The sequence below is a fragment of the Bradyrhizobium guangxiense genome (genome assembly GCF_004114915.1).
Classification (GTDB): domain Bacteria; phylum Pseudomonadota; class Alphaproteobacteria; order Rhizobiales; family Xanthobacteraceae; genus Bradyrhizobium; species Bradyrhizobium guangxiense.
Genome location: NZ_CP022219.1, coordinates 3,154,864 through 3,180,958, shown reverse-complemented (window position 1 = coordinate 3,180,958; position 26,095 = coordinate 3,154,864). Strand labels below are relative to the sequence as shown.

Below are 26,095 nucleotides of genomic sequence, written 5' to 3'. Positions count from 1 at the left end.
GGAAGCCGAGGAGGCAATCATGAGTGAGAACGACAAGGCAAAGGGCGTCAGCCGACGAACAGTGCTGGGAACGACGGCGGCTGCGGCGGGCGTGGGCCTTGCCGGCGGCGTGGCGTTGACCGACGGCTTGGTCTCGTCTGCGGACGCGCAGACCAAGAATGCCGCTCCGAAGGCCCCCGCCGCCCGCCCCGCCGTGCTGAAGACCGAGGTCGCGCCCGGCGAGCTCGACGAATATTACGTGTTCTTCTCGAGCGGCCAGTCCGGCGAGATGCGGATCATCGGCCTCCCCTCGATGCGCGAATTGATGCGTGTTCCGGTGTTCAATCGCTGCAGCGCGACCGGCTGGGGCCAGACCAATGAGAGTCTCAAGGTTCTGACCGAAGGGATGCAGCCCGCCACCCGCGAATTCCTCAAGAACCGCGGCGGCACGTTCCTGAACGGCGACCTCCACCACCCGCACATCTCGTTCACGGATGGCACCTATGACGGTCGTTATGCCTTCATGAACGACAAGGCCAACAGCCGCGTCGCGCGGGTGCGTCTCGACATCATGAAATGCGACAAGATCATCGAACTGCCGAACCAGCACACGGTCCACGGCCTGCGCCTGCAGAAATATCCGCGCACGGGCTATGTGTTCGCCAACGGCGAGGATGGCGTGCCGCTACCCAACGACGGCAAGGTCCTCGACGATCCCAAGCAGTATCGCTCGATCTTCAGTGCGATCGACGGCGACACGATGAAGTTGGCCTGGCAGGTGATCGTCAGCGGCAACCTCGACAATGTCGACGCCGACTATCAGGGCAAGTACTGCTTTGCGACCTGCTACAACGGTGAGGAAGGCGTCACGCTCGCGGAAATGACCGCCAGCGAACAGGATTGGGTCGTCATCTTCAACATCAAGCGGATCGAAGAGGCCGTCAAGAAGGGCGACTTCAAGGAAATGAACGGCGTGCCCGTCATCGACGGCCGCAAGGGCTCGGCCTACACCCGCTACGTCCCGGTCTCGAACAATCCGCATGGCATGAACACGGCCCCCGACGGCATCCACGTCGTCGCGGCCGGCAAGCTCTCGCCGACCGTGACCGTGATGGACGTGCGCCTGTTCGACCAATTGTTCGACGACAAGATCAAGCCGCGCGATGTCGTCGTTGCAGAACCCGAGCTCGGCCTCGGCCCGCTGCATACCGCCTATGACGGCAAGGGCAACGCCTACACGACGCTGTTCCTCGACAGCCAGGTCTGCAAATGGAACATCGATCTCGCCAAGCGAGCCTTCAAGGGTGAGAAGGTCAATCCCATCCTTCAGAAGCTCGACGTGCACTATCAGCCGGGTCACAACCATTCTTCGATGGGTCAGACCAAGGAGGCGGATGGAAAGTGGCTCATCTCGCTGAACAAATTCTCGAAGGACCGCTTCCTGAACGTCGGCCCGCTCAAGCCCGAGAACGATCAGCTGATCGACATCTCGGGCGATCAGATGAAGCTGGTGCATGACGGCCCGAGCTTCGCCGAGCCGCATGACGCGACCATCGTCCACCGCTCCAAGATCAACCCGATCTCGATCTACGACCGCGCGGATCCGATGTTTGCCGATGCGGTCAAGCAAGCCAAGGCCGACGGCATCAACCTCGAGGCGGATTCGAAGGTCATTCGCGACGGCAACAAGGTGCGCGTCTACATGACATCCCCCGCCCCCGCCTATGGCCTCGATCAGTTCCAGGTCAAGCAAGGCGACGAGGTCACCGTCTTCGTCACCAATATCGACGCCGTCGAAGACCTGACGCACGGCTTCTGCATCGTGAACTACGGCATCCAGATGGAAATCGGGCCGATGGCGACGGCGTCCGTGACATTCACGGCCGACAGGCCGGGAGTCTACTGGTACTATTGCTCCTGGTTCTGCCACGCCATGCACATGGAGATGAAGGGCCGGATGTTCGTCGAGCCGAAATCGGTCTGAAGTCGGTCTGATCGGAGCGACCTCGTGGGTCCATTATTACGCATGTTTCCGGCGGCGTTGGTCGCCGCCGGATTGTCCGGCTCCGCCGATGCGGCGACTGTGACGGCTGTGCCCACACAGCCGCTGCAGGCGGTGCTGGATGGCACAAGTGCAGGCGACGTCGTCGAGCTCGCCGAGGGGGAATATCACGGCGCGATCCGGATCGACCGTCCCCTGCAGCTGGTCGGGAGTCGCGGCGCGGTGCTCGACGGCGACGGCTCCGGCAACGTCATCACCGTCAGCGCGCCCAACGTGACCATTCGCGGTCTGACCATCCGTGCATCCGGCCGCGATCTGCAGGCGATGAATTCCGGAATCTTCCTGCAGAAGACGGCCGAGCGCGCCAAGGTCGAGGACAACCGGCTGGTGGGTAATCTGTTCGGCGTCTATGTGCATGGCGCCAGGGGCTCCCTCGTCGTGCGCAACGAGATCGAGGGCCTGCGCGCGGTACGTCTCAGCGAGGCCGGCAACGGCGTCTCGCTGTGGAATGCGCCCGATGTCACCATTGCGAACAACATTTTCCGCTATGGCCGTGACGGCATCTTCTCGATCTCCAGCAGCAAGGACCGCTTCGTCGACAACCGCTTCGAGCAGCTCCGCTTCGCCGTCCACTACATGTACACCAACGACAGCGAAATCAGCGGCAACGTCTCGATCGGCAACCATGTCGGTTACGCCATCATGTATTCGAACCGCCTGGCGATCCGCGGCAACTCCTCCGACCGAGATCGCGACTATGGATTTCTCTTCAATTACGCGAACTATGCCCAGATCGAGGACAACCGGGTCACCGGCGGCCCGCTCGGCGCAATGATGCAGAAGACGGAAGACGGTCCCGACGACGAGCGAGGCATGCTGCCGCAACAGAAGCGGGAGAGCACGCTTCGAAGCGGGCCGGAGAAATGCGTGTTCATCTACAACACCAATCACAACAAATTCCGCAACAACTGGTTCGAACGCTGCGCCATCGGCGTGCACTTCACGGCCGGCTCAGAGGGCAACGAGATCACGGGCAACGCCTTCGTCAGCAACGCCAACCAGGTGAAATATGTCGGCACCCGGCACCTCGACTGGTCGACCGGTGGGCGCGGCAATTATTGGAGCGATAATCCGGCATTCGACCTGAACGGCGACGGAATTGCCGACACGGCGTACCGGCCGAACGATCTCATCGACCGCGTGCTGTGGACGGCGCCGGCTGCGAAGGTCCTGATCAACAGCCCGGCCGTCCAGGTGATCCGCTGGGCGCAGGCGCAGTTTCCGGCGCTGCTGCCGGGCGGCGTGGTCGACAGCCATCCGCTGGTGTCGCCGCCGCGCAGCACTGCGCCGAAGGAGCCGCGATGACCAGCACGGTACGCGTCAGCGACGTCACCAAGGCATATGGCCGGGTCGAGGCCGTGCGCGATGCTTCGTTCACGCTCGGGCAAGGCGAGCTGGTCGCCTTGATCGGCCATAACGGCGCCGGCAAGACCACGCTCATGAAGCTCATGCTCGGGTTGATCCGGCCGACCCGCGGCGCCATCGAGGTTCTCGGAGACAATCCCGCCGCCGGCGAATTCGCCGGCCGGAGGCAGCTCGGCTACCTCCCGGAAAACGTCTCCTTCGACCCTGCCCTCACCGGCCGCGAGACGCAGGCCTTCTACGCCCGGCTGAAGCGGGAGCCGGTTGCCAAGGCACTGGAGCTGCTTGACGCCGTCGGACTGGGTGCTGCCAGCCGCCGCCGGGTGAGCACCTATTCGAAAGGCATGCGTCAGCGGCTCGGGCTCGCGCAGGCGCTGCTTGGCGAGCCGCGCGTGCTGCTGCTGGACGAGCCGACCAGCGGTCTCGATCCGGAGCTGCGGCAGACCTTCTACGACATCATCGAGCGGCTCGCAGCCGCAGGCGCGACGGGGCTGCTGTCGTCGCATGCGCTGACCGAGCTCGAGGAGCGTGCCGGCCGGGTCATCATCATGAATCGCGGCATCAAGGTCGCAGACGGATCGATCGACGAACTGCGCCGTCTGGCCCGGCTCCCCACCCGAATCCGTCTCAAGGTGGCTGGCCTCGCGCCGAGCGAGATGCCGCCCTGGGCCCCGCAAGACGTGACCTGCCGGCGTCTCAACGGCCACATCGTCGAGATCGACGCCGCGCCGGGGCGGAAGATCGAGCTTTTGCACCGTGCGACCGCCGCCGGCAATTCCGTCGAGGACGTCGACGTGGTCCCGCCGACCCTCGACGAGCTCTATGCTCATTTCCTCCGGCAGTCGGAGCAGGCCCCATGAATGTCCTGATCATCGCCGCCAAGGAAGTTCACCAGGCCATCCGCAATCGCTGGGTGCTTGCCGCAACGCTCCTGCTCGCCGGGCTTGCTTTGTCACTGACCTTTCTCGGCAGCGCGCCAACCGGAAACGTCGGCGTTCGCGCGCTGGATGTGGTTGTCGTCAGCCTGTCGAGCCTGACGATCTTTCTCGTTCCGCTCATCGCGCTTCTGATCTCCCACGACGCCATCGTCGGCGAGATGGAACGGGGGACGATGCTGTTGCTGCTGAGCTATCCGGTCGCGCGATGGCAGGTGCTGCTCGGCAAGTTCGTGGGCCACCTCACCGTCCTCGCCTTTGCGACCTGCCTCGGCTACGGCGCGGCCGTCGGCGCGCTGGCGGCGACGGGCAGCCAGATGGATGGCGATAGTCTCCTGGCGTTCGCGGCCATGGTGGGCTCCTCGGTGCTGCTCGGGGCAACTTTCGTCGCGATTGGATACCTGGTCAGCGCGCTCGTGCGCGACCGCGGAACGGCTGCCGGCATCTGCATCGGATTGTGGCTGCTGCTGGTGCTGATCTACGACATGGCGCTGCTGGGCGTGCTTGCGCTCGACCAGGGACGCAGCATCTCGGCACCCGTGCTCAACGCCATGCTGCTGGTGAATCCGACCGACGCCTACCGGCTGATCAACCTGACCGGCTTTGCCAATGTCAGCACCTTCGCCGGCATGGCCGGCCTTGCCCAAAGCACATCCCTGACGGTACCGGTCCTGCTGAGCGCCCTGCTCGGCTGGACGCTGCTGCCGCTGGGGCTGGCCGCGCTCGCCTTCTCGCGGAGGGAGCTATGAGGCGCCGTACGCTGCTGCTCGCCCTGCTCGTGCCGCTCGCGCTCGCGGGCTGCAACGACAAGCAGGCCGCGAAAATCCCGCCGCCGCATCGGATGACCGCGGAAGATATCGGCCATTACTGCGGCATGAACGTGCTCGAGCATCCGGGACCGAAGGGCCATATTTTCGTCGCGAGCCTGATCGAGCCCGTGTGGTTCTCGTCGGTGCGGGACACAATCGCCTTCACCATGCTGCCGGACGAGCCCAGGGACATCCAGGCGATCTACGTGTCCGACATGGGCAAGGCACCTGACTGGGGCAAGCCCGGCGCCGACAACTGGATCGACGCGCGCAAGGCCCTGTTCGTGATCGAGAGCCGGGCCAAGAGCGGCATGGGCGGCGACGAGGCCGTTCCGTTCTCGGACCGGGCGGCAGCGGAGAAGTTCGCCGCTGACAACGGGGGCAGGATCGTCGGCTTCGAGGCGGTGCCCCGGGACTACGTCCTGACGTCGTCGGCGAATGCCGCCGGCGCTGCTGCGGCCGATGAAGCGCCCGAAGGCCCCCCGGGCGAACGATCGAGGAGAACGCCATGATGCGAACCCTGACGCGCCGACGCTTCATCCGGATCAGTGCGGCGGCAGCGAGCCTCGGCGCGCTGTCGCCCGGACATCCCGTTCGTGCAGAGGTCGCGCCGGTGACCTGGCGCGGCACGTTGCTGGGCGCCGTCGCGACGATGCACATCCATGACGAAGACCGCAGCCGCGCGGAGCGGCTGATCTCGCTGGCCTGCGCCGAGGCGCGGCGGCTCGAGCGGCTGTTCAGCCTCTACCGGGACGAGTCCGCCCTGGTCGCGTTGAACCGAACCGGCATCCTGATCGATCCTGCCGCCGACATGGTCGATCTGCTGTCGATCTCGCAGCGCTATTCCACGCTGACCGGCGGCCTGTTCGACGTCACGGTGCAGCCGCTGTGGGAGCTCTATGCCAGCCATTTCGCGCGCGATGACGCCGATCCGGCCGGCCCTGCAGCCGCCGAGATTCAGAGCGCGCTGGCGCGCATCGGCAGCGGCCGGCTGTCGATCAGCCGCGACCGGATCGCCATGCCTCGCGGCATGGCCGTCACCCTGAACGGGATCGCCCAGGGCTACGTCACGGACAAGGTGGTCGAGCTACTGCGCGCGAACGGCGTTTCTCACAGCCTGGTCGACATGGGTGAGGCCCGCGCGATCGGCTCCCGTCCGGACGGGCGCCCCTGGGACGTCGGTATCGCCGATCCGGACCTCGTGAGTCAGACGAATATGGTGCTGCCGATCGTCGATCGCGCCGTGTCCACCTCGGGCGGCTACGGCTTCCAGTTCGATCCCGCGGCATGCTTCAACCATCTGTTCGATCCCCGATCGGGCGCCTGCGCGCGCCGCTACCGCAGCGTAACGACCGTGTCCCGCAGCGCGACCGCCGCGGACGCCTTGTCGACGGCGTTCAGCCTGATGCACGAAGACGAGATTCGAGCATTGTTGCCGCGCGTCGACATCGAGCGCGTGCATCTGATCGATGGCGCCGGCAAGTCGGTCGAATTGTCCGCGTAGTGGAGCAAAGCGCGCCGGGGCACGTTATCGCGATAGCAGCAGCTCCAGCTCGCTCTGCGCCTTCTTCACGGCCGCTGCATACCAGCGCTGGCTCGGCGCTTCCTTGGCGAAGCATCTGGTGTAGGCATCCATCGCCCGGTCTTCCCTGGCCATGGCGTCCCTCGGCGCTTTCTTTGCCGTCATCTGGTTCCAGACCTTTTCGCAGGCCGGGATCTCGGCCGTCTTCACGGCCTCGGTGTTGGCGAGGAAGAAGACCCTGTCGTCCTTGATCGCGACGACGTCGATCTCTTGCGGCGCTCCCTTCAGGCCGCCATTGCCGCGCAGGCCGAGCACGGCGACCGCAGCGCTCGCTGATGCGGGCTTTATGATCGGCAGCTCCGCATATTTGGCGAAGGCCGCGTCCTGAATCGCCTGATAGTAGAAGCGGTCGGACTTGAAGGCCGCGCCGATCTCCTGCGGCATGCCGTCCTCGCGGTGCTCGCGCAGCCAGTGCTTGAGCAGCGCCGTGGTGGTCACCACAGCCTGCATCTTATCGCCTTCGGAAGCAAAGCCAAGGCCGTCGAGATGGCCGAAGCCTGAATCGCCGCTGAATAGGGTGTCGACGTTCGACTTGCCGTCTGTCGGGAGGCTCTTGATCGTGATCGGGCCCACCACGCCGCGGAGGACGCGCGCCAGCTCCTCGAGCGCGGCGTCATGCTGCTTGAAGGTCTCGTCGTTTTCCTTGGCGTTGGAAAATTTCGCAATGTAGCGATCACGCAGGTCGAGATAGGTCTGCTCGGGCGTCGCCGCATGGACGGGCGTCGTCACGACGAGCAGGCAGAGCAAGGCAAGCGATTTCATTCAACGTCCGCGGAGTTGGGAGATGGCTCCCAACTTGGTGCGGTTGCGAGGCGGGAAGGTTCATCGCAACGGCCGGCGGGGGCCCTACTCCGCCGGCGTCAGCTGCCGGTTCAGGCGCACGGCCGAGGTCTCGCGCACGCGGACACGAGCGCGGCGTTTGCGCCACCAGATCACGACGCCGGTGACCGACAGTACCGCCACCACGAGCCCCATGATCGAGATCAGGATGCGGCCGAACAAGCCGACGATGCGGCCCGAATGCAGCGGGAACTGGGCCTGGACGAAGATGTCGGCGGCGGTGCCAACCCAGGGCAGCCGCTCGCCGATGGGACGGCCGTCCTCGCTGTCGTAATAGAGCTGCGCCGGGCCGACCCCGCCGGCGCCGTGATCGTCGCCGGGGTGAAAGAAGGCGGCGGCATAGACGCCATGGGCCGGGCCGTAATTGATCGACCCGACCGGGACCGTCCACCCGCGCGCCTTGCCGTCGGCCGCCGCCCGCGCGGCGATGTCGGCGAAGCTGACCTTGGGCTCGATGGGATCGTCGAGATCGCGATACGGCCGCTGCTCATAGGGGGTCGGCGTGTAGTTCGAGACCATCTTCATCAGCGGCGAGAACACCTCGAAATAGAGGTTCAGCGAGAACGCCGTGAAGGCGATGATGAACAGCACGCCCCAGGTCCACAGGCTGAAGGCGCGATGGATGTCGAAATTGATGCGGTAGGCGCTGCCCGAGGTCTTGATGGTCCAGGCCGGCGCCCAGCGTGCCCAGAAGCCGCGTTCGAGCTGACGTGTGATTGCGGGCGCCCGCGCCGCCCTGGCGCGCCGGCGTGAGGGCAGCGTCAGGTAGAAGCCGACGAAGCAATCGACGGTCCAGATGATGGCGATCACGCCGAGCACGCGCATGCCCCAGCGGTCGCTGCCCCAGAACTCGGGGATGTGCATCGTGTAGTGCAGCTTGTAAAGAAACGAGACGAAATTCTCCCGCGTGACCGGCCAGACCGCGCCCCAATAGCGCCGGCCGAGCTCCGCCCCCGTGTTGGGATCGAGGAAGACCTGATTATAGTCGAGCGGGTAGCGCTTGCCGGTTGCGGGATCGATCCGCGGCATGACGAAGAACCACAGCGAGTGGCCCTGCTCCGGCGTCATGAAGAGATAGACCACGCGCGCGCGCGGATCGCGCTGCTCGATCATCTTGGCGAGCTCGATCGAGGGTATCGCCGGGCCCTTGCTGCTGACGTCGAACAGATGGCCGTTCAGGACCTCGTCGATCTCGTGATCCCACGAGATGATCGCGCCCGTGATGCCGGAGAAGAACAGGAATCCTGCCGTGAGCAGTCCCGCCCAGCGATGCAGCCTGCCGAATATCGCCCTCATCACTCAGATCTCACCAGGATTCCATGACGTCACGCATCAAATCGAACTCACCAGCGATAGGTCAGCTTGCCGATGGCTTTCCGCCCCTCGGCATACATGCAGCCCGAGAAGCCATAGCAAGCCGCGACATAGCGCGTGTCCGCCAGGTTGGTGACGTTCAGCGACAGCCGCCAATTGTCCCTGGTGTAGGCAAGGAGCGCGTCCAGCACCGTGGCTGATCCCACCTTGAACGTGTTGGCATCATCACCCCAGGTCGCGCCGACATAGCGAACGCCGCCGCCGAACTGCAAGCCCGCCAGCATGCCGTTCTGAAGCGTGTAGTCGCTCCACAACGAAGCGCGGTTGAGCGGCACAGTGACGGGCGCCTTGCCGACATTGACCGGATCCTGCGTGACCATGGCGTCGATATAGGCATAGGCCGCCCGCAGGTTCCAGCCGTCGGCGAGCGACATCGTGCCTTCGAGCTCGATGCCGCGCGATTTCACCTGCCCGAGCTGTTCGTAAGAGGTGGTTGCAGGCACGTACACAGCGACGTTGTCACGCGTCAGGTCGAAGGCGGCGAAAGTGAACAGCGCGTTCCAGCCCAGCGGCTGATACTTGACGCCCACCTCGTACTGCACGCCAGTCTCGGGATCGAGCATCTGTCCGGACGGACTGGTCGCGAGCTGCGGCAGAAACGACTCGGAATAGCTGAAATAGGGAGCGATGCCGTTGTCGAAATTGTACATCACGGCGGCGCGGCCGGTGAACGCCGAGGAGTCCTTCGCGGCGGAAGTCTCGACCGGCGGTAGATTGGTGTCGAGCTGTGTCGTCACGAAGTCCTGGCGGCCGCTGAGCTGGAACGAGAGCCGGTCGAGCTTGATCTGGTCCTGCGCATAGAGGCCGAGCTGCGACTGCTTGATGCCTTTGTTGTCGTACAGGCCGCCGAGAGCCCAGTCGTAGCTGTAGACCGGGTTGAAGACGTTGATCTCCGGCGCCGACGTCGTGACGGCAAAGGCCGTGTCGCGAAACGCGGTGTTGCGATAGTCGAGCCCGACCAGGGTCGTGTGGCTGAGGATGCCGGTGGTGAACTTGCCCTGGAGCTGGTTATCCACCGCGAAGGAGTTGATGTAGGAATTGCTGTAGCTGCCGAAACGCCCCAGCTGCCCCGCCGCCTCGTCGGTGTATCCGGTGCCGTAGAAGGTCTTCTCCTCGTTGTGCTGATAGGCATAGCGCAGGTTTTGCCGGAACGTGATGTTGTCGGTGAAATTGTGCGATAGCTGGTAGCCGGCGGTCGCAATCTCGGTGTTGAACGCGTTGAAGCTGGGCACACCCGCGAAGAACGAGACCGGGATGGTGCGGCCGTTGTTCGGCCACACCGTGCCCGAGGCCGGCAGGAACTGCAGGCCCCACCCGGCCCGGTCCCGCTGGTAGTTGGCGAGCAGCGTGATCGACGTGTCCTCGTTCGGCTTGAACGTGACCGCGGGCGCGATGAAGACGCGGTTGTCCTTGGTGAAGTCGACCTGGGTCTCGCCGTCGCGGACGACGCCGGTCAGGCGCCAGAGCACGGTGCCTTCCTTGTTGGCGGGACCGCCCATGTCGAACTGGCCCTGATAGCGGTTGAAGCTGCCGCCGGAGATCGAGACTTCCCCGAACTGCTGCGCGGTCGGCAGCTTGGTCACGTAGTTGAGGATGCCGCCGGTGCCGCTGCCGCCATACATCGCCGAGGACGGCCCTTTGAGAATTTCGAGCCGCTCGGCGCCATAGGGATCGAGGCCGTTGAAATGCACGTAGTTGCTGGAGGGGATCCGCAAACCGTCGATGTAGAGGCCCGACATGGTGGTGTCGAAGCCGCGAATCTGGAGAGCGCCGAAGCGGGTGTCCGAGCCGCCATTGACGTCGCCGCTGACACCGGCGCTGTAGCGCAGCGCCTCGCCGATCGAAACCGCGCCCTGGTTCCTGACCTGGTCGGTGGTGACGACGGACACCGACTGCGGGGTTTCGATCAACGGAGTGTCGGTCTTGCTGGCGGTGCCACTCCGCGTCGCGACGAAACCGCGTACCGGGCCGTTGGCGCGTTCCGTCGCGCCGCCCGATGCCGATTGGGCCGGCGCGGCCTGTTGCGCGGCCGCGCGATGATTGGCGCGAGAGGTGCGTGTCGCCGCCCTTTGCGAGGCAGCAACTGCCGCGGGACGGGCGCGCTGCGTCGGCGCATCGACGGTAACAGCGGGAATCTGCGTCTGCGCCTCCACGGAATCGAAGGGAATGACGAGGGAGAAGGTGCTGGCCGCCCCCAGAAGCAGCATTCGAATCTGTCGACGACGCGTGTCCTCACGCGAAGAAAGTTGGAAGTCGGTCACGTCTTTGAGGCCCCACGCACTGCCGGCTTCGCCGGTATCATTTTTGGTGTCCCGCCCTAACTCAGGCGGTCTCGGAGTGCGATAGGAACAGGGTTAGAATTTCTCCAGACGTGTGCGCAGGACGTGCGACGAATGTACTCAGGCGCGAATGAAGTCGCGTCAACTTCGAATTTGGAATCTCTCTAGAGGCGCACGATCAACTCGACGGAGCGCTCCCTCCCGCGATGGCGCGGAAGGGACGCGCAACCGCGAGGGTTGCGAGAAAACGCATGGGGGTCTCCAGTTTGGGGATCGTGATATCAGCGATGCCGCAGCCGGCGATTGACCCGGCGCGCCAGATAGTCGCCGGCGCTCTGCACGAGCTGGACCAGCGCGATCAGCACGACGACGACGGCCAGCATCATCTCCGGCATGAAGCGCTGATAGCCGTAGCGGATACCGAGATCGCCGAGGCCCCCGCCGCCGACCGCGCCCACCATGGCGGAGTAGCCGAGCAGGCTGACCACGGCGAGCGTCAGCGCCAGGAGGAGTCCCGGCAGCGCCTCCGGGATCAGCACCTTGAACACGATCTGAAGCGGCGAGGCGCCGAACGAGGATGCGGTCTCGATCAGGCCGCCGTCGACCTCGCGGATCGCAGCTTCGACCAGACGGGCGATGAACGGCGCCGACGCGATGGTCAGCGGCACGATCGCCGCGGTGGAGCCGATCGAGGTGCCGGCGACGAGCCGCGTGAACGGGATGATGGCGACGACCAGGATGATGAAGGGCGTCGACCGCGTCGCATTGACGACGATGCCGAGCACGCGGTTGGCGACGGGAGCCGCGAACAGCTCGCCCTTCCGGCTGGTGGCGAGGAAGATGCCGAGCGGCAGGCCGAACGCGGTGCCGAGCAGCGCCGCGATGCCGACCATGTACAGGCTCTCGCCCGTGGCCTGGATGATCAGGTTGATGAGTTCAGGCGACATAGCCGAGATGCTCCGCCGAGAATTGATATTGAGAGAGCCAGGCGAGCGTGCGCGTCACTGCGCCCTCGCCGCCAGAAATACTGAGAGGAATGCCCAAGGTCAGCGAGCCCACGTGCTGTCCGCCGATCTCGTCGATGCGGGCCGACAGCAGCGACACGTCGAGACCGAGCTCGCGGGCGAGCCGCGCCACCACGGTGTCGCCGGCCCCCGCCCCGCGCACCTGAATGCGGATCACGGCCTGCCCGCCGACTGGCCGCTCCGAAACGATCCGGCTCGCCAGCGAGACCGGCAGGCTGTCGCCGACCACTTCGGCGAGAAAGGACTGCGTGATCGGATGCTTGGGATGGGTGAAGATATCGGCGACATGGCCGCTCTCGACCACGCGGCCGGCATCGAGCACGACGACGTCCCTAGCAAGCTGGCGCACCACGGACATTTCGTGGGTGATCAGCACGATGGTCACGCCCAGCTCGCGGTTGATGTTGGCGAGCAGATCGAGGATCGCGCGCGTGGTCTGCGGATCGAGCGCGGAGGTCGCCTCGTCCGACAAGAGCACGCTCGGCCGCGTCGCCAGCGCGCGGGCAATGCCGACGCGCTGCTTCTGCCCGCCGGAAAGCTCTGAAGGGTAGCGGTCGTGCTTGTCGGCGATGCCGACGAGCGCAAGCAGCTCAGTGACGCGGGCCTTGATGTCGGCTTTCGACCAGCCGGCGATCTCCAGCGGCAGCGCGATATTGTCGGCCGCGGTACGCGACGACAGCAGGTTGAAATGCTGGAAGATCATGCCGATCGAGCGCTGCGCCAGCCGCAGCTCCCGGCCCGCGAGCGCAGAGATATCCCTGTTGTCCACGATCACATGGCCTGTGGTCGGCTTCTCCAGGCCGTTGATGAGGCGGACCAGGCTCGACTTGCCGGCGCCGGAGCGACCGATTACGCCGGTGATGGAACCGCGCGGTATCGCGAAGTCGATATCTTGCAGCGCGTTGACCCCGGGCTTGCCGCGATAGGCCGGATAGGTCTTGGAGATCCCGGCGAAGCGGACCATCGCGTCGGGTTCGGAAGCGTCAGGTGAAATCGCTTCAGGCGGCGCAATCGGCTGTCCGACGGCGAGCGATTGGTGAGCGTTCATGGAGGCGGCCTTCATGCATAATCGTTCTCTTGCCTGCCCGAAAAGGCAAACGAGAGCGGGTCGCTTCAGCGACTGGGGTGGAACAGCAACAAACGCCTCAGAGGGCAGCGCGCTGCACCGCAGCACGCACCATTGTCTTTTCCGGTCTTTCTTGCAATTTCAGATATTTGCTAGGAGATGGATGAAGATTCTCTAATCGCGCCCAGGAGAAGAATATTCCTCCAGGGATATCAGCCTCCGGCGGGGATCACTGCATCTGCAGCCAGGGCAGCACGATCAGCAGGAGCCCGGCGAAATAGAGCAGTCCGAAGATCAGCCCGAATCCCCAAAACTGCCCCTTCCCGATATAGCCGCTGCCGAAATACATCGGCGCCGGCCCCGTCGCATAGGGCGAGATCACGCCCATCAGGCCGAGCGAATACATGCAGAGCATGGCGAGCGTCGTGACCGGCAGGCCGGGGATGCCAGATCCGACCGCGAGCACGACCGGCAGCACGGCGGCGGCATGCGAGGTAATGCTCGAGAAGAAATAGTGGATCCAGAAGAACAGCCCGACCAGCAGCAGCATCGCCGTCGACGGCGACAGCCCGGCGAGCGGTTTTGCGTATTCGGTCGCGAACCATTTGATGAAGCCGATCTCGTTGAGGCCCGAGGCCAGCGTCAGCAGCGAGGTGAAGTAGAAGAACACCTCCCAGGCGCTCTTCTCGCTGACGATGTCGGCGAACGCGATGACCCCGGTCACCAGCATCAAGGAGATCACGATGAACACGACGGTGGTGGCATTGACGAAGTTCGAGCCGAGCACGGGCACGTGGATGTCGGGGCTCGAGCCCGCGATCCACAGGAACATCGCGAGCACGATCAGGCCGAGCATGATCCACTCGTTGCGCGACATCGGGCCCATCGCCTGGATCTCCCTGGCCGCCCATGCGGAGATCTCCGGGCTGCGCTTCACCTCGGGGCGACAGACTACGTAGCTGAGCAGCGGCACGAGAACCATCAGCAGGATGCCGAGCGGCGCGAAGCCGAGAAACCACTGGCCCCAGCTCACCTCGACGCCTGCGGTCTTCTTGGCGATCGCCAGCGCCGCCGCATTGGGCGCCAGCGCCGTGAAGAACAGCGAGCTTGTGACGGCGGTCGCGGCAAAGGCCGTCCACATCACATAGGTGCCGATCCTGCCGGCGGTCGGCCCCGGCTCGGAGCCATAGATGCGCGGGATGTTGCTGATGATGGGATAGACAATGCCGCCGCTGCGCGCAGTGTTCGATGGCGTCGCCGGCGCGAGCAGGAAGTCCGACATGGCCACCGCATAGCCAAGGCCGAGCGTGTTGCGGCCGAGCCGCTGCACCAACACCAATGCAATGCGCCTGCCGAGCTGGCTCTTGCGATAGCCGATCGAGAACACGAAGGCGCCGACAATCAGCCACACCGTGCTCTCGGCGAAGCCCGCCAGCATCCACCGCAACGATTTGGTTGGATCGGGGTCGATATAGCCGCTGATGCCGGCAACGGTGAGGCCGATCAGCCCGACCGCGCCGACCGGCATCGATTCCAGGATGAGCCCGGTTATGACGGCCGCGAATACGGCGAAATAGTGCCACTGATTGACGTTGAGGCCAGTCGGTACCGGCCACAGATAGATTGCCAGCCACACCACGAGCGGTGCGACAAGTTTCCAGCGAAACCCTTTTGCTTCAGGCGCCTGCGAACCAGCGGCCATGAGTCCTCCCCTCGATTGCCGTCACATCGTGCACCCGTTGGCCGGGCTGCTCTTGTCCCGGCGCGGGCGTATACGGACTGTCGATGATGCGATCAATGGCCTGGCATGGATCTATCGTCCCTTGAAGCGCGGCTTGCGGCGGGCGAAGAACGCCTCGACGCCTTCCTTGTGATCCTCGCTGAGGCTGGCGAGCGCGAACTGATCGACGTCCATGTGGCTGGCGAGATCGTCCAGCGCATGCGCGAGCCGGTTGACCGTCAGCTTCGTCATCGCAACCGAGAGTGGCGGCTGCGCGGCGACCTTGCGGGCGAGATCCATGGCGGCATCGAAGGCATGGCCGGGATCGACGACCTGCTCGACCAGATGCCATTCATGGGCCTCATCCGCCGAGATGCGCTGATCGGCCAGGATCACCGCCTGCTTGGTGCGGGCGGGCCCCATCAGATGCAGCATGCGCGGGATGCTCTGCCAGCTCATGTTCATGCCGAGCCCGATCTCGGGCACGCGCAAATGCGCATCCCGCCCCATGATGCGGAAATCGAGCGCGACGGCGAGAGCCACGCCGCCGCCGACGCAGAAGCCCTCGATCGCCGCGATGGTGATCTGCTCCATCTCCTGCCAGGCCTGTGTCAGACGCGGACCGAGCTTGAGATGCCGCCGCAGCGTGCCGAGATCCATCTCCTTGCGCGAACGTCCTTCGGCATCCTTGAGGTCGAAGCCGGCACTGAACGCGCTGGTGCTGCCTGCCAACACCACGACGGAAGTTGCGGCGTCGTCCTCGAAGCTGCGTGCCGCTGCGGTCAGCTGCCGCAACGCCTCGGGTGACAAGGCATTGATGCCGTCGCCGCGATCGAAACGCACCACCGCAACCCGCCCCTCGGGCCCGAGGCCCTTTTCGATCTTCACATAGTCCGCCACCAACGTCTCCCGATCTGCTTTGCGGCGATCCTAGCCTACATCCGATCTCACGAATATGGGACCCGGTCGCGCCGCAACGCATACTCGACAGGCCCGGGCCATTGCGCCTATCTTCGCCGCCATGAGCCACGATCACGAACATCACCACGATCACGACCATTCCGAGCTGTCGGAAACCGAGCTGCGCGTGCGCGCGCTCGAGACGATCCTGACGGAAAAAGGCTATGTCGAGCCAGCCGCGCTCGATGCCATCATCCAGGCCTATGAGACCAAGATCGGCCCGCACAACGGCGCGCGCGTCGTCGCCAAGGCCTGGACCGATCCGGCCTTCAAGAAGGCGCTGCTGGAGGACGGCAGCAAGGCTATCGGCACGCTCGGCCACGTCAGCCGCGTCGGCGACCATCTCGTCGTGGTCGAGAACACGCCCGAGCGCCACAACATGGTCGTGTGCACGCTGTGCTCCTGCTACCCCTGGGAAATGCTGGGACTGCCACCGGTCTGGTACAAGGCCGCGCCCTACCGCTCCCGCGCCGTGAAGGATCCCCGCGGCGTGCTCGCCGATTTCGGCGTCAGCGTGCCGAAGGACATCGAGATCCGGGTGTGGGACTCCACCGCCGAGACGCGTTTCCTGGTTCTGCCGATGCGCCCCGCCGGCACCGAGGGGTGGAGCGAGGCGCAGCTCGCCGAGCTCGTCACACGCGACTCCATGATCGGCACCGGCTTCCCGAGCAAGCCCGGAGCGCCCTCATGAACGGCGTGCACGACATGGGCGGCATGGACGGGTTCGGCAAGGTCGAGCCGGAGGCCAACGAGCCGGTGTTTCACGAGGAGTGGGAGTCCCGCGTGTTGGCGATGGTGCGCGCGATGGGCGCGGCCGGCGCCTTCAACATCGACACCTCGCGCTATTTTCGCGAGACGCTGCCGCCGCACGTGTACCTGTCGAGCTCCTACTACAAGAAATGGTTTCTCGGGCTCGAGGAGATGCTGATCGACAAAGGCTACCTCACCCGCGAGGAGGTCGCCGCCGGTCACGCGATGCAGCCCGGAAAGGCGCTCAAGCACGGCAAGTTTGATCTCACCCAGGTCGAGCGCATCATGGTCCGCGGCAAGTTCGGTCGCCCCGCCCCGGCCCCGGCCAAATTCAACATCGGCGATCGCGTGCGCGCAAAGAACATGCATCCGGCAACGCACACAAGGCTGCCACGCTACGTGCGCGGCCATGTCGGCGTGGTCGAGCTGAACCATGGCTGCCACGTGTTTCCGGATTCGGCCGCGATGGAGCTCGGCGAAAACCCGCAATGGCTCTACACCGTCGTGTTCGAGGGGCGTGATCTCTGGGGCGAGGATGGCGATCCCACGCTGAAAGTTTCGATCGACGCGTTCGAGCCTTATCTGGATCCGGCATGATGACCGTCAGCGCTGCTGCCGCGGCGACGGCGGCCATTCCAAGCATCCCGCGCGACGACGACGGCCCGGTGTTCCGTGCGCCGTGGGAGGCGCATGCCTTCGCGATGGCGTTGACGCTGCACGAGCGCGGCGTGTTCACATGGCCGGAATGGGCCGCGGCGCTGGCCTCCGAGATCAAGCGCGCGCAGGCCGCCGGCGATCCCGACACCGGCGAAACCTACTATCTGCACTGGCTGGCCACGCTGGAAGGCCTCGTCGCACGCAAGGGCGTCGCGTCGCTGGAGACGCTGCACCGCTATCGCGACGCCTGGGACCACGCCGCCGATCGCACGCCGCATGGCAAGCCGATCGAGCTGCGGCCGGAGGATTTTGGCTAGACTAGTTCGGCAAGAGGCACAGGCGAGCCAAGTTCTCCGCTGTCATTCCCCGCGAAAGTGGGGAATCCAATACGCCGCGGCTTCTCGGCTCACGCACGGTCTCTGGAATACTGGATCACCCGCTTTCGCGGGTGATGACAGTTGTGGTGATGGCGGCTGGAGGCACTACCTTCCCGCCACATACTCCCGCCACCCCTTCGCCCGCAGGCTGCATGCCGGGCACTCGCCGCAGCCGTAGCCCCAATCGTGCTGCGCGCCGCGTTCGCCGAGATAGCAGGTGTGGGAGTGCTCGCGGATGAGATCGACCAGCCCCTCGCCGCCGAGATCCTGAGCGAGCTTCCACGTCGCAGCCTTGTCGATCCACATCAAGGGCGTATGCAGCTCGAAGGGCCTCGCCATGCCGAGCGAGAGCGCCGTCTGCATGGCGCGGATGGTCTCGTCGCGGCAATCGGGATAGCCGGAATAGTCGGTCTCGCACATGCCGCCGACAATGTGGCTGATGCCGCGCCGGTAGGCCAGCGCCGCGGCGAAGGTCAGGAATACCAGATTGCGGCCCGGCACGAACGTATTCGGCAGTCCGTCGGCCCCCATCGCGATCGCGACGTCCCGCGTCAGCGCAGTCTCGGACACTGCGGCCAGCGTCGGAATGGATAGCGTGTGGCTCTCACCGAGCTTGGCGGCCCAATCCGCGCGCAGCGCCTTCACGCCGTCAAACAGCCGCTCGCGGCAGGCGAGCTCAATGGCATGGCGCTGGCCGTACTCGAATCCCAGCGTTTCGACGCGGGCAAAACGGCTGAGCGCCCAGGCAAGGCAGGTGGTGGAGTCCTGGCCGCCGGAAAACAGCACCAGCGCGGTTTCTGATGAAAATGTGTCGCTCATGGCTCGCGCTTTAGCATTGTGGCACGTCTCAGCCAATCGGTGGAAATCGGCCCGTTCCGCACGCCTGCGCTGGGAACGGCGGCCCGGTTTTGGCATAACGCTGGGAGCTAGGAGAATGGCCCCGCAATGACCCCTTCCCGCGACATTTCCCGCCTGATCGAGATCATGGCGGCGCTGCGCACGCCGGTGACCGGCTGCCCCTGGGACCTCGAGCAGAACTTTGCGACGATCGCGCCCTATACGATCGAGGAGGCCTATGAGGTGGTCGATGCCATCACCCGCGGCGATCTCGATGATCTCCGCGAGGAGCTCGGCGACCTCCTGCTCCAGGTGGTGTTCCACGCCCAGATGGCTTCCGAGCAGAACGCCTTTGCTTTCGGCGACGTCGTCGAGGCCATCACCCGCAAGATGATCCGGCGCCATCCCCATGTGTTCGCTGACAAGGACGGCAATCTCGCCTCCTCCCACGTCAAGGAGGTCTGGGACCGCATCAAGGCCGAGGAGAAGGCCGAGCGCGCCGCACGCCGTCCGCCGGAAGAGACCCCGACCCACAAGTCACTGTTATCAGGCGTGAAGGCTGGCCAGCCCGCACTGACCCGCGCCATGGAGCTGCAGCGCAAGGCCTCCACCGTCGGCTTCGACTGGAACGACCCGCGCGCGGTCCTGCAAAAGATCCGCGAGGAAGCCGACGAGATCGAGGCGGCGCTGAATCGCAATGACAAGCAGGAGATCGCCGAAGAGACCGGCGATCTGATGTTCGCTTTGGTCAACCTCGCCCGTCATGTCGACGCCGATCCGGAAACCGCGCTGCGCGTAACCAATGCGAAATTCGAGCGGCGCTTTGCCTATATCGAGCGCGCGCTGGAGGCGCAGGGGCGGACTCTGGCGCAGGCGTCGCTGGCGGAGATGGACGCGCTGTGGAATGCGGCGAAGGGTGACGACAAATCATCGTCAGGAGGCAATCTAGTCCGCCGCTAGCTTCCCCTGTCGTCCCGGACAAGCGCGCCCCAAGCGCGCGCAGATCCAGGACCCATAATCCCAGGGAGCAGTTGTATCGGCGAGCTGACAACCACGAGGCTTCGTCTAACTATATCCCGTGGCTATGGATCTCGGATCTACGCTTACGCTCGTCCGGGACGACAGTGTTGTTGGGGAAGCCGTCGTGCAACTCGTGTGGCAAGCCGCACGCGTCTACGTCGCGTGATGCGGCACGGCATCGAACCTCGACACCACGATGTCCCGCTTGGTCTCGTCCACCCGCACCGTCATGTCGAAGCGGCCGTCATGCAGCTCTTTCGCCAGCACTTCGGCATTGCGATGCAGCCAGCTGATGCCGGCGCCGTCGGCGGCGTCGATGGAGAGGTCGAGCGTGGTGCGCTTGGCGGCTAACCGCTCCTCGATCGCGGCGAGCAGCGCGTCGATGCCCTCGCCCGTGACGGCAGAGACCAGCATGGCCAGATGATCCTCCGGCCGGCGCGCCGCGATGTTCAACAGCTCTTCGCGCTGCTCTGCATCGTAACGGTCGATCTTGTTCCAGACCTCGATGATGCGGCCTGAATCATCGGGATTGATGCCGAGCTGGCGCAGCACCGCGTCGACGTCGCTCTGCTGCGCCTCCGCGTCCTCATGCGAGATGTCGCGGACATGGAGAATGACGTCGGCTTCAAGCACCTCCTCCAGCGTGGCCCGGAAGGCGGCGACGAGCTGGGTCGGCAGGTTGGAGATGAAGCCGACCGTATCCGACAGCATCGCCTTGCCGCCATGCGGCAGGTTCAGTGCGCGCAAGGTCGGGTCGAGCGTCGCAAACAGCATGTCGGCCGCCTGCACGTCGGCGCGCGTCAGGCGGTTGAACAGCGTCGACTTGCCGGCATTGGTGTAACCGACCAGTGCGACCACGCGATACGGCACGCGCTGACGCCCCGCACGATGCAGGCGCCGCGTCGCCTGCACCTTCTTCAGTTCGCTCTCGAGCTTGGAGATGCGCTCCTGGATCAGGCGGCGATCGGCTTCGATCTGCGTCTCGCCGGGACCGCCCATGAAGCCGAAGCCGCCGCGCTGGCGCTCCAGATGGGTCCATGAACGCACCAGGCGCGAGCGCTGGTAATTGAGATGCGCGAGCTCGACCTGTAGCGAACCTTCCCGCGTCTTGGCGCGGCGGCCGAAGATCTCCAGGATAAGCCCGGTGCGGTCCAGCACCTTCGTTTGGAGCTCCTTCTCGAGATTGCGCTGTTGGATCGGCGCCAGCGCGCAATCCATCACGACGAGCTCGACGTCGAGGCTCTTGATCAGTCCGGCGATCTCCTCGACCTTGCCCTTGCCGATATAGGTGGCGGGGCGGATCTGGCTGATCGGCGCGATGATGGCGTCGGCGATGACGAGGTCGATCGCGCGCGCGAGGCCCGCGGCTTCATCGAGCCGGGCCTCGGCGTCTCGCACGACATGGCTCTCCGATTGCGCGTCGGCAGCTCCCGCGCGCACTCGCAGATAGGGGCCGATGACCAGCCCCCGCCCCGTCTGTTTAGCCCCTGCCGACCGTAGACGGTCGGCATCCCCGTCGAAATTCCGGGGTTCCAATCAGATCACTCTCAAGCCGGCTGATCCTCGCCGCCTTCGAACAGCTGGATCGGCGCACCCGGCATGATGGTCGAGATCGCGTGCTTGTAGACGAGCTGCGAATGACCATCGCGCCGAAGCAGCAAACAGAAATTGTCGAACCAGGTCACGATGCCCTGGAGCTTCACTCCGTTGACCAGAAAGATCGTCAGTGGCGTCTTGGTTTTGCGAACGTGATTAAGGAAGGTGTCCTGTAGGTTTTGTGCGCGGTCTGCCGCCATTGTTCTTTTCTCGCTTTGAGTTTCTTTTTATTGCGCCGGTTGCGGCTCTCTTTGTGACGTCCGGAGCCTCTCCCGGTTGCCGGTCCTTCATGAGATCCCCCTCGGAAGGAACAGCCATGTGATTAGAGGCTAGGTAGGCCTATTAGGCAAGCCGCTTCACGCGCCGGCCGCCGCCGTATTGCCCCGAAAAACTACGGAAATCCATGATTTTCCTCGCTTATCCCCGAGCTGTAGCCGCAGCGTCGGAATCCGGCTCCCGTCGCGCCAACGAGTCCTTCGAGCCCTGCAGATGATGCGTCTTCTGTATGCTGGTCAGTATCCACTTGGTCCCGCAGACGTTCAGCCGACCCCGAGCGCCTTCAGCTTCCGGTGTAAGGCCGAACGTTCCATGCCCACAAACTCAGCCGTACGAGAAATATTTCCTGAAAAACGGCTGATCTGGGCAATCAAATAGTCGCGCTCGAACACTTCGCGCGCCTCGCGCAGCGGTAGACCCATGATGTGCTCGCCATTGTTGCTGGTCGGCATCGCCGGCACCATGGAGCCGACGTCCTGCGGCAACATGTCGGCCGTGATGATGACCTCCGGCCCGCCCGCGGCAAGAATCATGACTCTTTCAACGTTGTTGCGCAGCTGGCGCACATTGCCCGGCCAGACATGCGATTGCAGCACGGCCATCGCGTCCTGCCCGATCTGGCGCTTCGGCAAGCCGCTGCCGGCCGAGATCTGCTCCATGAAGTAGTCGATCAACTCCGGAATGTCCTCGCGCCGCTCCGAGAGCGCCGGCACGCGGATCGGCACCACCGAGAGCCGATGATAGAGGTCCTCGCGGAAATGGCCGGCCGCGATCTCCTCTTCGAGATTGCGCGCGGTCGACGAGATGATGCGGACGTCGACCTGCACCTTGGCCGTGCCGCCGACGCGCTGGAACGACTGCTCGACCAGCACGCGCAGAATCTTGTTCTGGGTCTCACGCGGCATGTCCGCGATCTCGTCGATGAACAGCGTGCCGCCATGGGCTTCTTCGAGCGCACCGGGCTTGCGCGGATGCTCACCGTTGGATTGCTCGACACCGAACAGTTCGTGCTCCATGCGCTCGGGCGTGATCGCGGCGGCGTTGATGACGACGAATGGACCGTCGGCGCGGCCCGAGGCCGTGTGCAGCGTGCGCGCGGTCAATTCCTTGCCGGCGCCGGCGGGACCGACGATCAGGATGCGGCTGTTGGCCTTGGCGGCGCGCTCGATGGTCTGGCGCAGCTGGTTCATGCTGGGCGAGCGGCCGACGAGCTGACTGGCGCTCGGCGCGAGCTGCTTCAGCTCCTTGACCTCGCGCTTCAGCCGCGAGTTCTCCAGCGCGCGGTTGGCGACGAGGATCAGGCGATCGGCCTTGAACGGTTTCTCGATGAAGTCATAGGCGCCGCGCTTGATCGCGGCGACCGCGGTCTCGATGTTGCCGTGGCCGGAGATCATCACGACCGGAAGGTCGGCATTGTCCTTCTTGACCTGCTCCAGCAGCTGCAAGCCGTCCAGCTTGGAGCCCTGCAGCCAGATGTCGAGGAACACCAAATGCGGCCTGCGGTTGGCGATCTCGGCGAGTGCCGTATCGCTGTCGCGTGCGGTCCGGGTCACGAAGCCCTCGTCCTCGAGAATGCCCGCAACGAGATCCCGAATATCGGCCTCATCATCGACAATCAGAATTTCACTTGCCATGGGTCGCGCCTGTCTTGTCAGCTGCCTGTTGAGGCTTCGATTTTCGTTGAATCATTGGTCTTTTCAGCGGGCTCTTTGGTTTCGGCCGCCGGCTGTTTTGTTTCCGGCGCCGCGTCCTTCACCGGCTCCGTCCCAGCGTCCCCGGTGATGTCCTTGGCCGCCAGTGCCGGCTCGGCTCCGTCGGACTTCGCTGGCCGTCCTGAGATGGCAAAGCGCATCCGCATCCAGGCACCGCGCTGGCCTGCGCGGAAGTCGGAGGCATCCTTCAGCTCGATCCGTCCGCCATGGTCTTCCAGCACGCGGCCGACGATCGCAAGGCCAAGGCCGGTACCCTTGGCCCGCGTCGTGACGTAGGGTTCGAGCAGCCGCGAGCGCGCGACCTTGGGCAGGCCGATGCCGTTGTCGATGACGTCGATCAGCACGTCCTCGCCTTCGCGCGACACGACGACATCGATGCGGCCCTTGCCGAGCTCCTCCGGCGGGACTTGCTCGATCGCCTCGGTGGCGTTCTTGACGATGTTGGTGACGGCCTGGGAGATCAACCGCCGATCGAACTGGGCGCGCAGCGGATCCTGCTTGAATTCGGCCTCGATATCGATCTCGGGATGCGCGACCTTCATCAGGAAGACCGCCTGCCGCACGGTGTCGGCGACGTCCTCGCCCTCCATCACCGGCTTCGGCATCCGCGCGAACCGCGAGAATTCGTCGACCATGCGCCTGATGTCGTCGACCTGGCGCACGATGGTGTCGGTACACTGGTCGAAGATCTGCTTGTCCTTGTCCTCGGTGATGGTCTTGCCGAACTTGCGGCGGATGCGCTCGGCGGAGAGCTGGATCGGAGTCAGCGGGTTCTTGATCTCGTGGGCGATGCGGCGCGCCACGTCGCCCCAGGCCGAGGTGCGCTGCGCTGAGACCAGCTCGGTGATGTCGTCGAGCGTGATGATATAGCTGTCGTGCGGCTGGTTCTTCTCGGCGCTGACGCGGACCGACAGATTACGTTCCTGCCCGTCGCGGGTGATCGTGATCTGACCCTGCACCAGGCGCTGGGTCCCTTCCCGCGCCGCCTTCATCATCTCGTCGAGCTCGGGCAGCACCTCGGAGAGCGGATGGCCGAGCGTCTCGGATTCGGCGTGCCCGATCAGCTTCTCGGCGGAGCGGTTTAGAATGCCGACGCTGCCGGAGGCATCGACGCCGATGATGCCGGCGCTGGCCGAGGACAGCACGGCCTCGATGAAGCGGCGGCGGCTGTCGATGAGGTCGCTGGCGTTGACGAGCTCATCGCGCTGGCTGCGCAATTCCTGCGTCATCTTGTTGAAGGTCTGACCCAACTGAGCGAGATCGCCTTCCGACTGGTGCACCGGCACCTGGACATGGAGATCGCCGGTCGAGACGGTCTGAGCTGCGTTCATCAGCCGCCGGATCGGCGAAACCAGCGAATTGGCGAAGTTGAGGCCGATCAGCACCGAGGCCATCAGGATGGTCAGCGCGATCACCGCGAACATCAGCGCGAAGGCGACCTGGATGCCGAGCCGGCGCGATTCGATCTGGGCGTATTCGGCGACGCTGACCTCGGTCTGCTTGAGCTGGTTGACGACATTCGGATCAAGCGGACGGGCCACGTAGAGGAAAGTGTCGTTGAAGGCGCGCAAGCGGATCACCGCGGCAACATAGCTCGCGTCCGGCAGCACCGCGATCTCGGGTTCGTTCTCGTTGACGTTGCTGAGGAAGTCAGGCGCGGGCGGCGAATAAGCGAGCCGCATGCCGGTCTCGGCGGATTCCAGGATGTTGGTGTTCTTGTCGATGATCATCGCGCCCGGCAGATTGCGGGAGCCGGCGCTGGCGGTAAGCATCTCGCGGAACGAGCGGCGATCCTGGTCGAAGAGCGGCCGGGCATGCGCGATATCGTTGGCCATACCGAGGATGTCGCCGCGGATCAGCTGGGCATGATCCTGCATATAGGCCCGCGCGATCGTCAACGAGTTCTGGATCACCTCCTTGGTCGGCCCGGAGAACAACCGGTCGAGGCCGCGCTCGATGGTGACGTTGGCGACGACGGCGACCAGCACCGCCGGCAGCACCGCGACGATCGAGAACAGGCTGACGATCTGGACATGGAGGCGCGCGGCCGCCCTGCCCCGCCGCCGCGCCAGGATCAGCTGCCAGAGCTCGCGGACGATGATCCCGACCAGGAGCAGGATCGTGGCCGCATTGATCAGGTAGAACGAGCGGACCACCTCGGGCGTCGGCTCGATCTTGGTCAGGCCGGTCAGGACCAGGAAGGTGAGGAAAGCCGACAGCAGGGCCAGCGCCACGGCAAACGGCGCCAGCCAGCGTCGTACCGACCAACGCCGGGTCTCTTCCGCTGGGGCCGTGTCAAAGTGTGCGGCCGAGGTCTCTGCGCTGGTCATTCCGGCAATGGTGGTGATGAAAACAGGTCCGCGACGGGCGGATACTGATGTATTCGTACCACATTGTTGCCGAATTGCGACAATTCCGCGGCGCCCTTTCCGCATGGAATGGGCGCGTCCACAAGGATATGCCGGCGGACGGGAACGGATTCCCCCCATCCCGGCTTGATCCCGGCATGGATAGATTTTTTCTCGCGATGATGGTGTCGGCCGTGCTGGTCCTGATCGTGGCCTCGGACCTGCTGGTCAATGGCGCCGGCCTGCAGGAACCGCCGGCAAATGTCGCCAGCCTCATGCCGGCAGGCCATTTGATCCGCTAAAGCATGATGCGGAAAAGTGCGAAGCCGTTTTCCGGAAAGATCATGCGCAAACAATTACCTAAAGCGCGATGACGATTCATCTAAATCTCATCGTCCTGTAGGTGCGACGCCGTGCCGTACCGATTAGGAAGGGTCCGGCGGAACATTTCAGCCCCACCGCGACTTCTGCTCACCGCGTCAGCCACAACGGCCAGCGCGATCCGGACAGGCTCAGCTCTGCCTTGGTA

General features: G+C 64.7%; 23 protein-coding genes. 11 read left to right on the top strand and 12 right to left on the bottom strand.

The genetic code is table 11. The annotated features are described in order from the left end of the window. The first annotated feature begins 19 nt into the window (after window positions 1-19). Genes nosZ through X268_RS14970 form a run of 6 tightly spaced genes read left to right on the top strand, consistent with a single transcriptional unit; the run spans window position 20 to window position 6,651 of the window. A complete protein-coding gene (gene nosZ / locus X268_RS14995) occupies window positions 20-1,963 on the top strand; it encodes a TAT-dependent nitrous-oxide reductase (protein ID WP_128925668.1) in 1,944 nt (647 codons plus the stop codon). Between the two features lie 42 nt (window positions 1,964-2,005). Continuing rightward, window positions 2,006-3,346: a nitrous oxide reductase family maturation protein NosD gene (locus X268_RS14990; protein ID WP_128929270.1), complete on the top strand. Its 1,341-nt coding sequence runs from the start codon at window positions 2,006-2,008 to the stop codon at window positions 3,344-3,346. Continuing rightward, the gene (locus X268_RS14985) at window positions 3,343-4,263 is read left to right on the top strand and encodes an ABC transporter ATP-binding protein (RefSeq protein WP_128925667.1); all 921 of its coding nucleotides are present in this window, start codon (window positions 3,343-3,345) and stop codon (window positions 4,261-4,263) included. Before X268_RS14990 ends, X268_RS14985 begins: the two co-directional genes overlap by 4 nt. After that, complete coding sequence (locus X268_RS14980; RefSeq protein WP_128925666.1) at window positions 4,260-5,087, top strand: ABC transporter permease; 828 nt, start codon at window positions 4,260-4,262, stop codon at window positions 5,085-5,087. The genes X268_RS14985 and X268_RS14980 overlap by 4 nt, the downstream gene beginning before the upstream one ends. After that, a complete protein-coding gene (locus X268_RS14975) occupies window positions 5,084-5,659 on the top strand; it encodes a nitrous oxide reductase accessory protein NosL (RefSeq protein ID WP_128925665.1) in 576 nt (191 codons plus the stop codon). The genes X268_RS14980 and X268_RS14975 overlap by 4 nt, the downstream gene beginning before the upstream one ends. Next, window positions 5,656-6,651, top strand: coding sequence for an FAD:protein FMN transferase (locus X268_RS14970; protein ID WP_128925664.1), 996 nt, complete (start codon window positions 5,656-5,658; stop codon window positions 6,649-6,651). The genes X268_RS14975 and X268_RS14970 overlap by 4 nt, the downstream gene beginning before the upstream one ends. A gap of 24 nt (window positions 6,652-6,675) precedes the next feature. Here X268_RS14970 and X268_RS14965 read toward each other — a convergent pair whose 3' ends face one another. The 7 genes from X268_RS14965 to X268_RS14935 form a co-directional block, all read right to left on the bottom strand. Next, window positions 6,676-7,491: a hypothetical protein gene (locus X268_RS14965; protein WP_128925663.1), complete on the bottom strand. Its 816-nt coding sequence runs from the start codon at window positions 7,489-7,491 to the stop codon at window positions 6,676-6,678. Between the two features lie 84 nt (window positions 7,492-7,575). Next, window positions 7,576-8,865 carry a siderophore utilization protein FsrB gene (gene fsrB, locus X268_RS14960; protein WP_128925662.1) on the bottom strand — a complete coding sequence of 430 codons (1,290 nt, stop codon included), beginning with the start codon at window positions 8,863-8,865 and terminating at the stop codon, window positions 7,576-7,578. A 47-nt stretch (window positions 8,866-8,912) separates the two neighbouring features. Beyond that, the gene (locus tag X268_RS14955) at window positions 8,913-11,150 is read right to left on the bottom strand and encodes a TonB-dependent siderophore receptor (RefSeq protein ID WP_245477901.1); all 2,238 of its coding nucleotides are present in this window, start codon (window positions 11,148-11,150) and stop codon (window positions 8,913-8,915) included. 353 nt (window positions 11,151-11,503) lie between these two features. Further along, a complete protein-coding gene (locus tag X268_RS14950) occupies window positions 11,504-12,169 on the bottom strand; it encodes a methionine ABC transporter permease (RefSeq protein ID WP_128925660.1) in 666 nt (221 codons plus the stop codon). Next, a complete protein-coding gene (locus tag X268_RS14945; RefSeq protein ID WP_164937742.1) occupies window positions 12,159-13,295 on the bottom strand; it encodes a methionine ABC transporter ATP-binding protein in 1,137 nt (378 codons plus the stop codon). Before X268_RS14945 ends, X268_RS14950 begins: the two co-directional genes overlap by 11 nt. Window positions 13,296-13,542: 247 nt before the next feature. Next, window positions 13,543-15,015: a DASS family sodium-coupled anion symporter gene (locus tag X268_RS14940; RefSeq protein ID WP_128925659.1), complete on the bottom strand. Its 1,473-nt coding sequence runs from the start codon at window positions 15,013-15,015 to the stop codon at window positions 13,543-13,545. Window positions 15,016-15,126: 111 nt separating this feature from the next. After that, window positions 15,127-15,933 carry an enoyl-CoA hydratase/isomerase family protein gene (locus X268_RS14935; protein ID WP_128925658.1) on the bottom strand — a complete coding sequence of 269 codons (807 nt, stop codon included), beginning with the start codon at window positions 15,931-15,933 and terminating at the stop codon, window positions 15,127-15,129. Between the two features lie 121 nt (window positions 15,934-16,054). Between X268_RS14935 and nthA the strand changes: the two genes are divergently transcribed. Genes nthA through X268_RS14920 form a run of 3 tightly spaced genes read left to right on the top strand, consistent with a single transcriptional unit; the run spans window position 16,055 to window position 17,717 of the window. Next, window positions 16,055-16,684, top strand: coding sequence for a nitrile hydratase subunit alpha (gene nthA / locus X268_RS14930; protein ID WP_128925657.1), 630 nt, complete (start codon window positions 16,055-16,057; stop codon window positions 16,682-16,684). Further along, on the top strand, window positions 16,681-17,340 hold the full coding sequence (gene nthB, locus X268_RS14925; RefSeq protein WP_128925656.1) for a nitrile hydratase subunit beta: 660 nt from the start codon (window positions 16,681-16,683) through the stop codon (window positions 17,338-17,340). The genes nthA and nthB overlap by 4 nt, the downstream gene beginning before the upstream one ends. Then, window positions 17,340-17,717, top strand: a complete 378-nt coding sequence (locus X268_RS14920; RefSeq protein WP_164938130.1) for a nitrile hydratase accessory protein — start codon at window positions 17,340-17,342, stop codon at window positions 17,715-17,717. The genes nthB and X268_RS14920 overlap by 1 nt, the downstream gene beginning before the upstream one ends. Before the next feature lie 165 nt (window positions 17,718-17,882). Here the strand turns inward: X268_RS14920 and queC are convergent, their stop codons facing one another. Then, on the bottom strand, window positions 17,883-18,596 hold the full coding sequence (gene queC, locus X268_RS14915) for a 7-cyano-7-deazaguanine synthase QueC (RefSeq protein WP_128925654.1): 714 nt from the start codon (window positions 18,594-18,596) through the stop codon (window positions 17,883-17,885). Between the two features lie 126 nt (window positions 18,597-18,722). On the opposite strand from queC, the gene mazG reads away from it, so the two are divergent. Further along, complete coding sequence (gene mazG / locus X268_RS14910; protein ID WP_128925653.1) at window positions 18,723-19,574, top strand: nucleoside triphosphate pyrophosphohydrolase; 852 nt, start codon at window positions 18,723-18,725, stop codon at window positions 19,572-19,574. Window positions 19,575-19,787: 213 nt separating this feature from the next. On the opposite strand, the gene hflX is transcribed toward mazG, so the two are convergent. The 4 genes from hflX to X268_RS14890 all read right to left on the bottom strand — a co-directional run bounded on the left by hflX (window position 19,788) and on the right by X268_RS14890 (window position 25,548). Further along, window positions 19,788-21,170, bottom strand: a complete 1,383-nt coding sequence (gene hflX / locus X268_RS14905) for a GTPase HflX (protein ID WP_164937741.1) — start codon at window positions 21,168-21,170, stop codon at window positions 19,788-19,790. A gap of 11 nt (window positions 21,171-21,181) precedes the next feature. Beyond that, on the bottom strand, window positions 21,182-21,430 hold the full coding sequence (gene hfq / locus X268_RS14900) for an RNA chaperone Hfq (protein WP_007591126.1): 249 nt from the start codon (window positions 21,428-21,430) through the stop codon (window positions 21,182-21,184). Window positions 21,431-21,769: 339 nt separating this feature from the next. Further along, window positions 21,770-23,140: a nitrogen assimilation response regulator NtrX gene (ntrX, locus tag X268_RS14895; protein WP_128925652.1), complete on the bottom strand. Its 1,371-nt coding sequence runs from the start codon at window positions 23,138-23,140 to the stop codon at window positions 21,770-21,772. A 17-nt stretch (window positions 23,141-23,157) separates the two neighbouring features. Then, entirely contained in the window at window positions 23,158-25,548 is a 2,391-nt protein-coding gene (locus X268_RS14890) for a sensor histidine kinase (RefSeq protein ID WP_128925651.1), read from the bottom strand. Between the two features lie 47 nt (window positions 25,549-25,595). Between X268_RS14890 and X268_RS39445 the strand changes: the two genes are divergently transcribed. Next, on the top strand, window positions 25,596-25,868 hold the full coding sequence (locus X268_RS39445) for a histidine kinase (RefSeq protein ID WP_164937432.1): 273 nt from the start codon (window positions 25,596-25,598) through the stop codon (window positions 25,866-25,868). Window positions 25,869-26,095 lie beyond the last annotated feature (227 nt).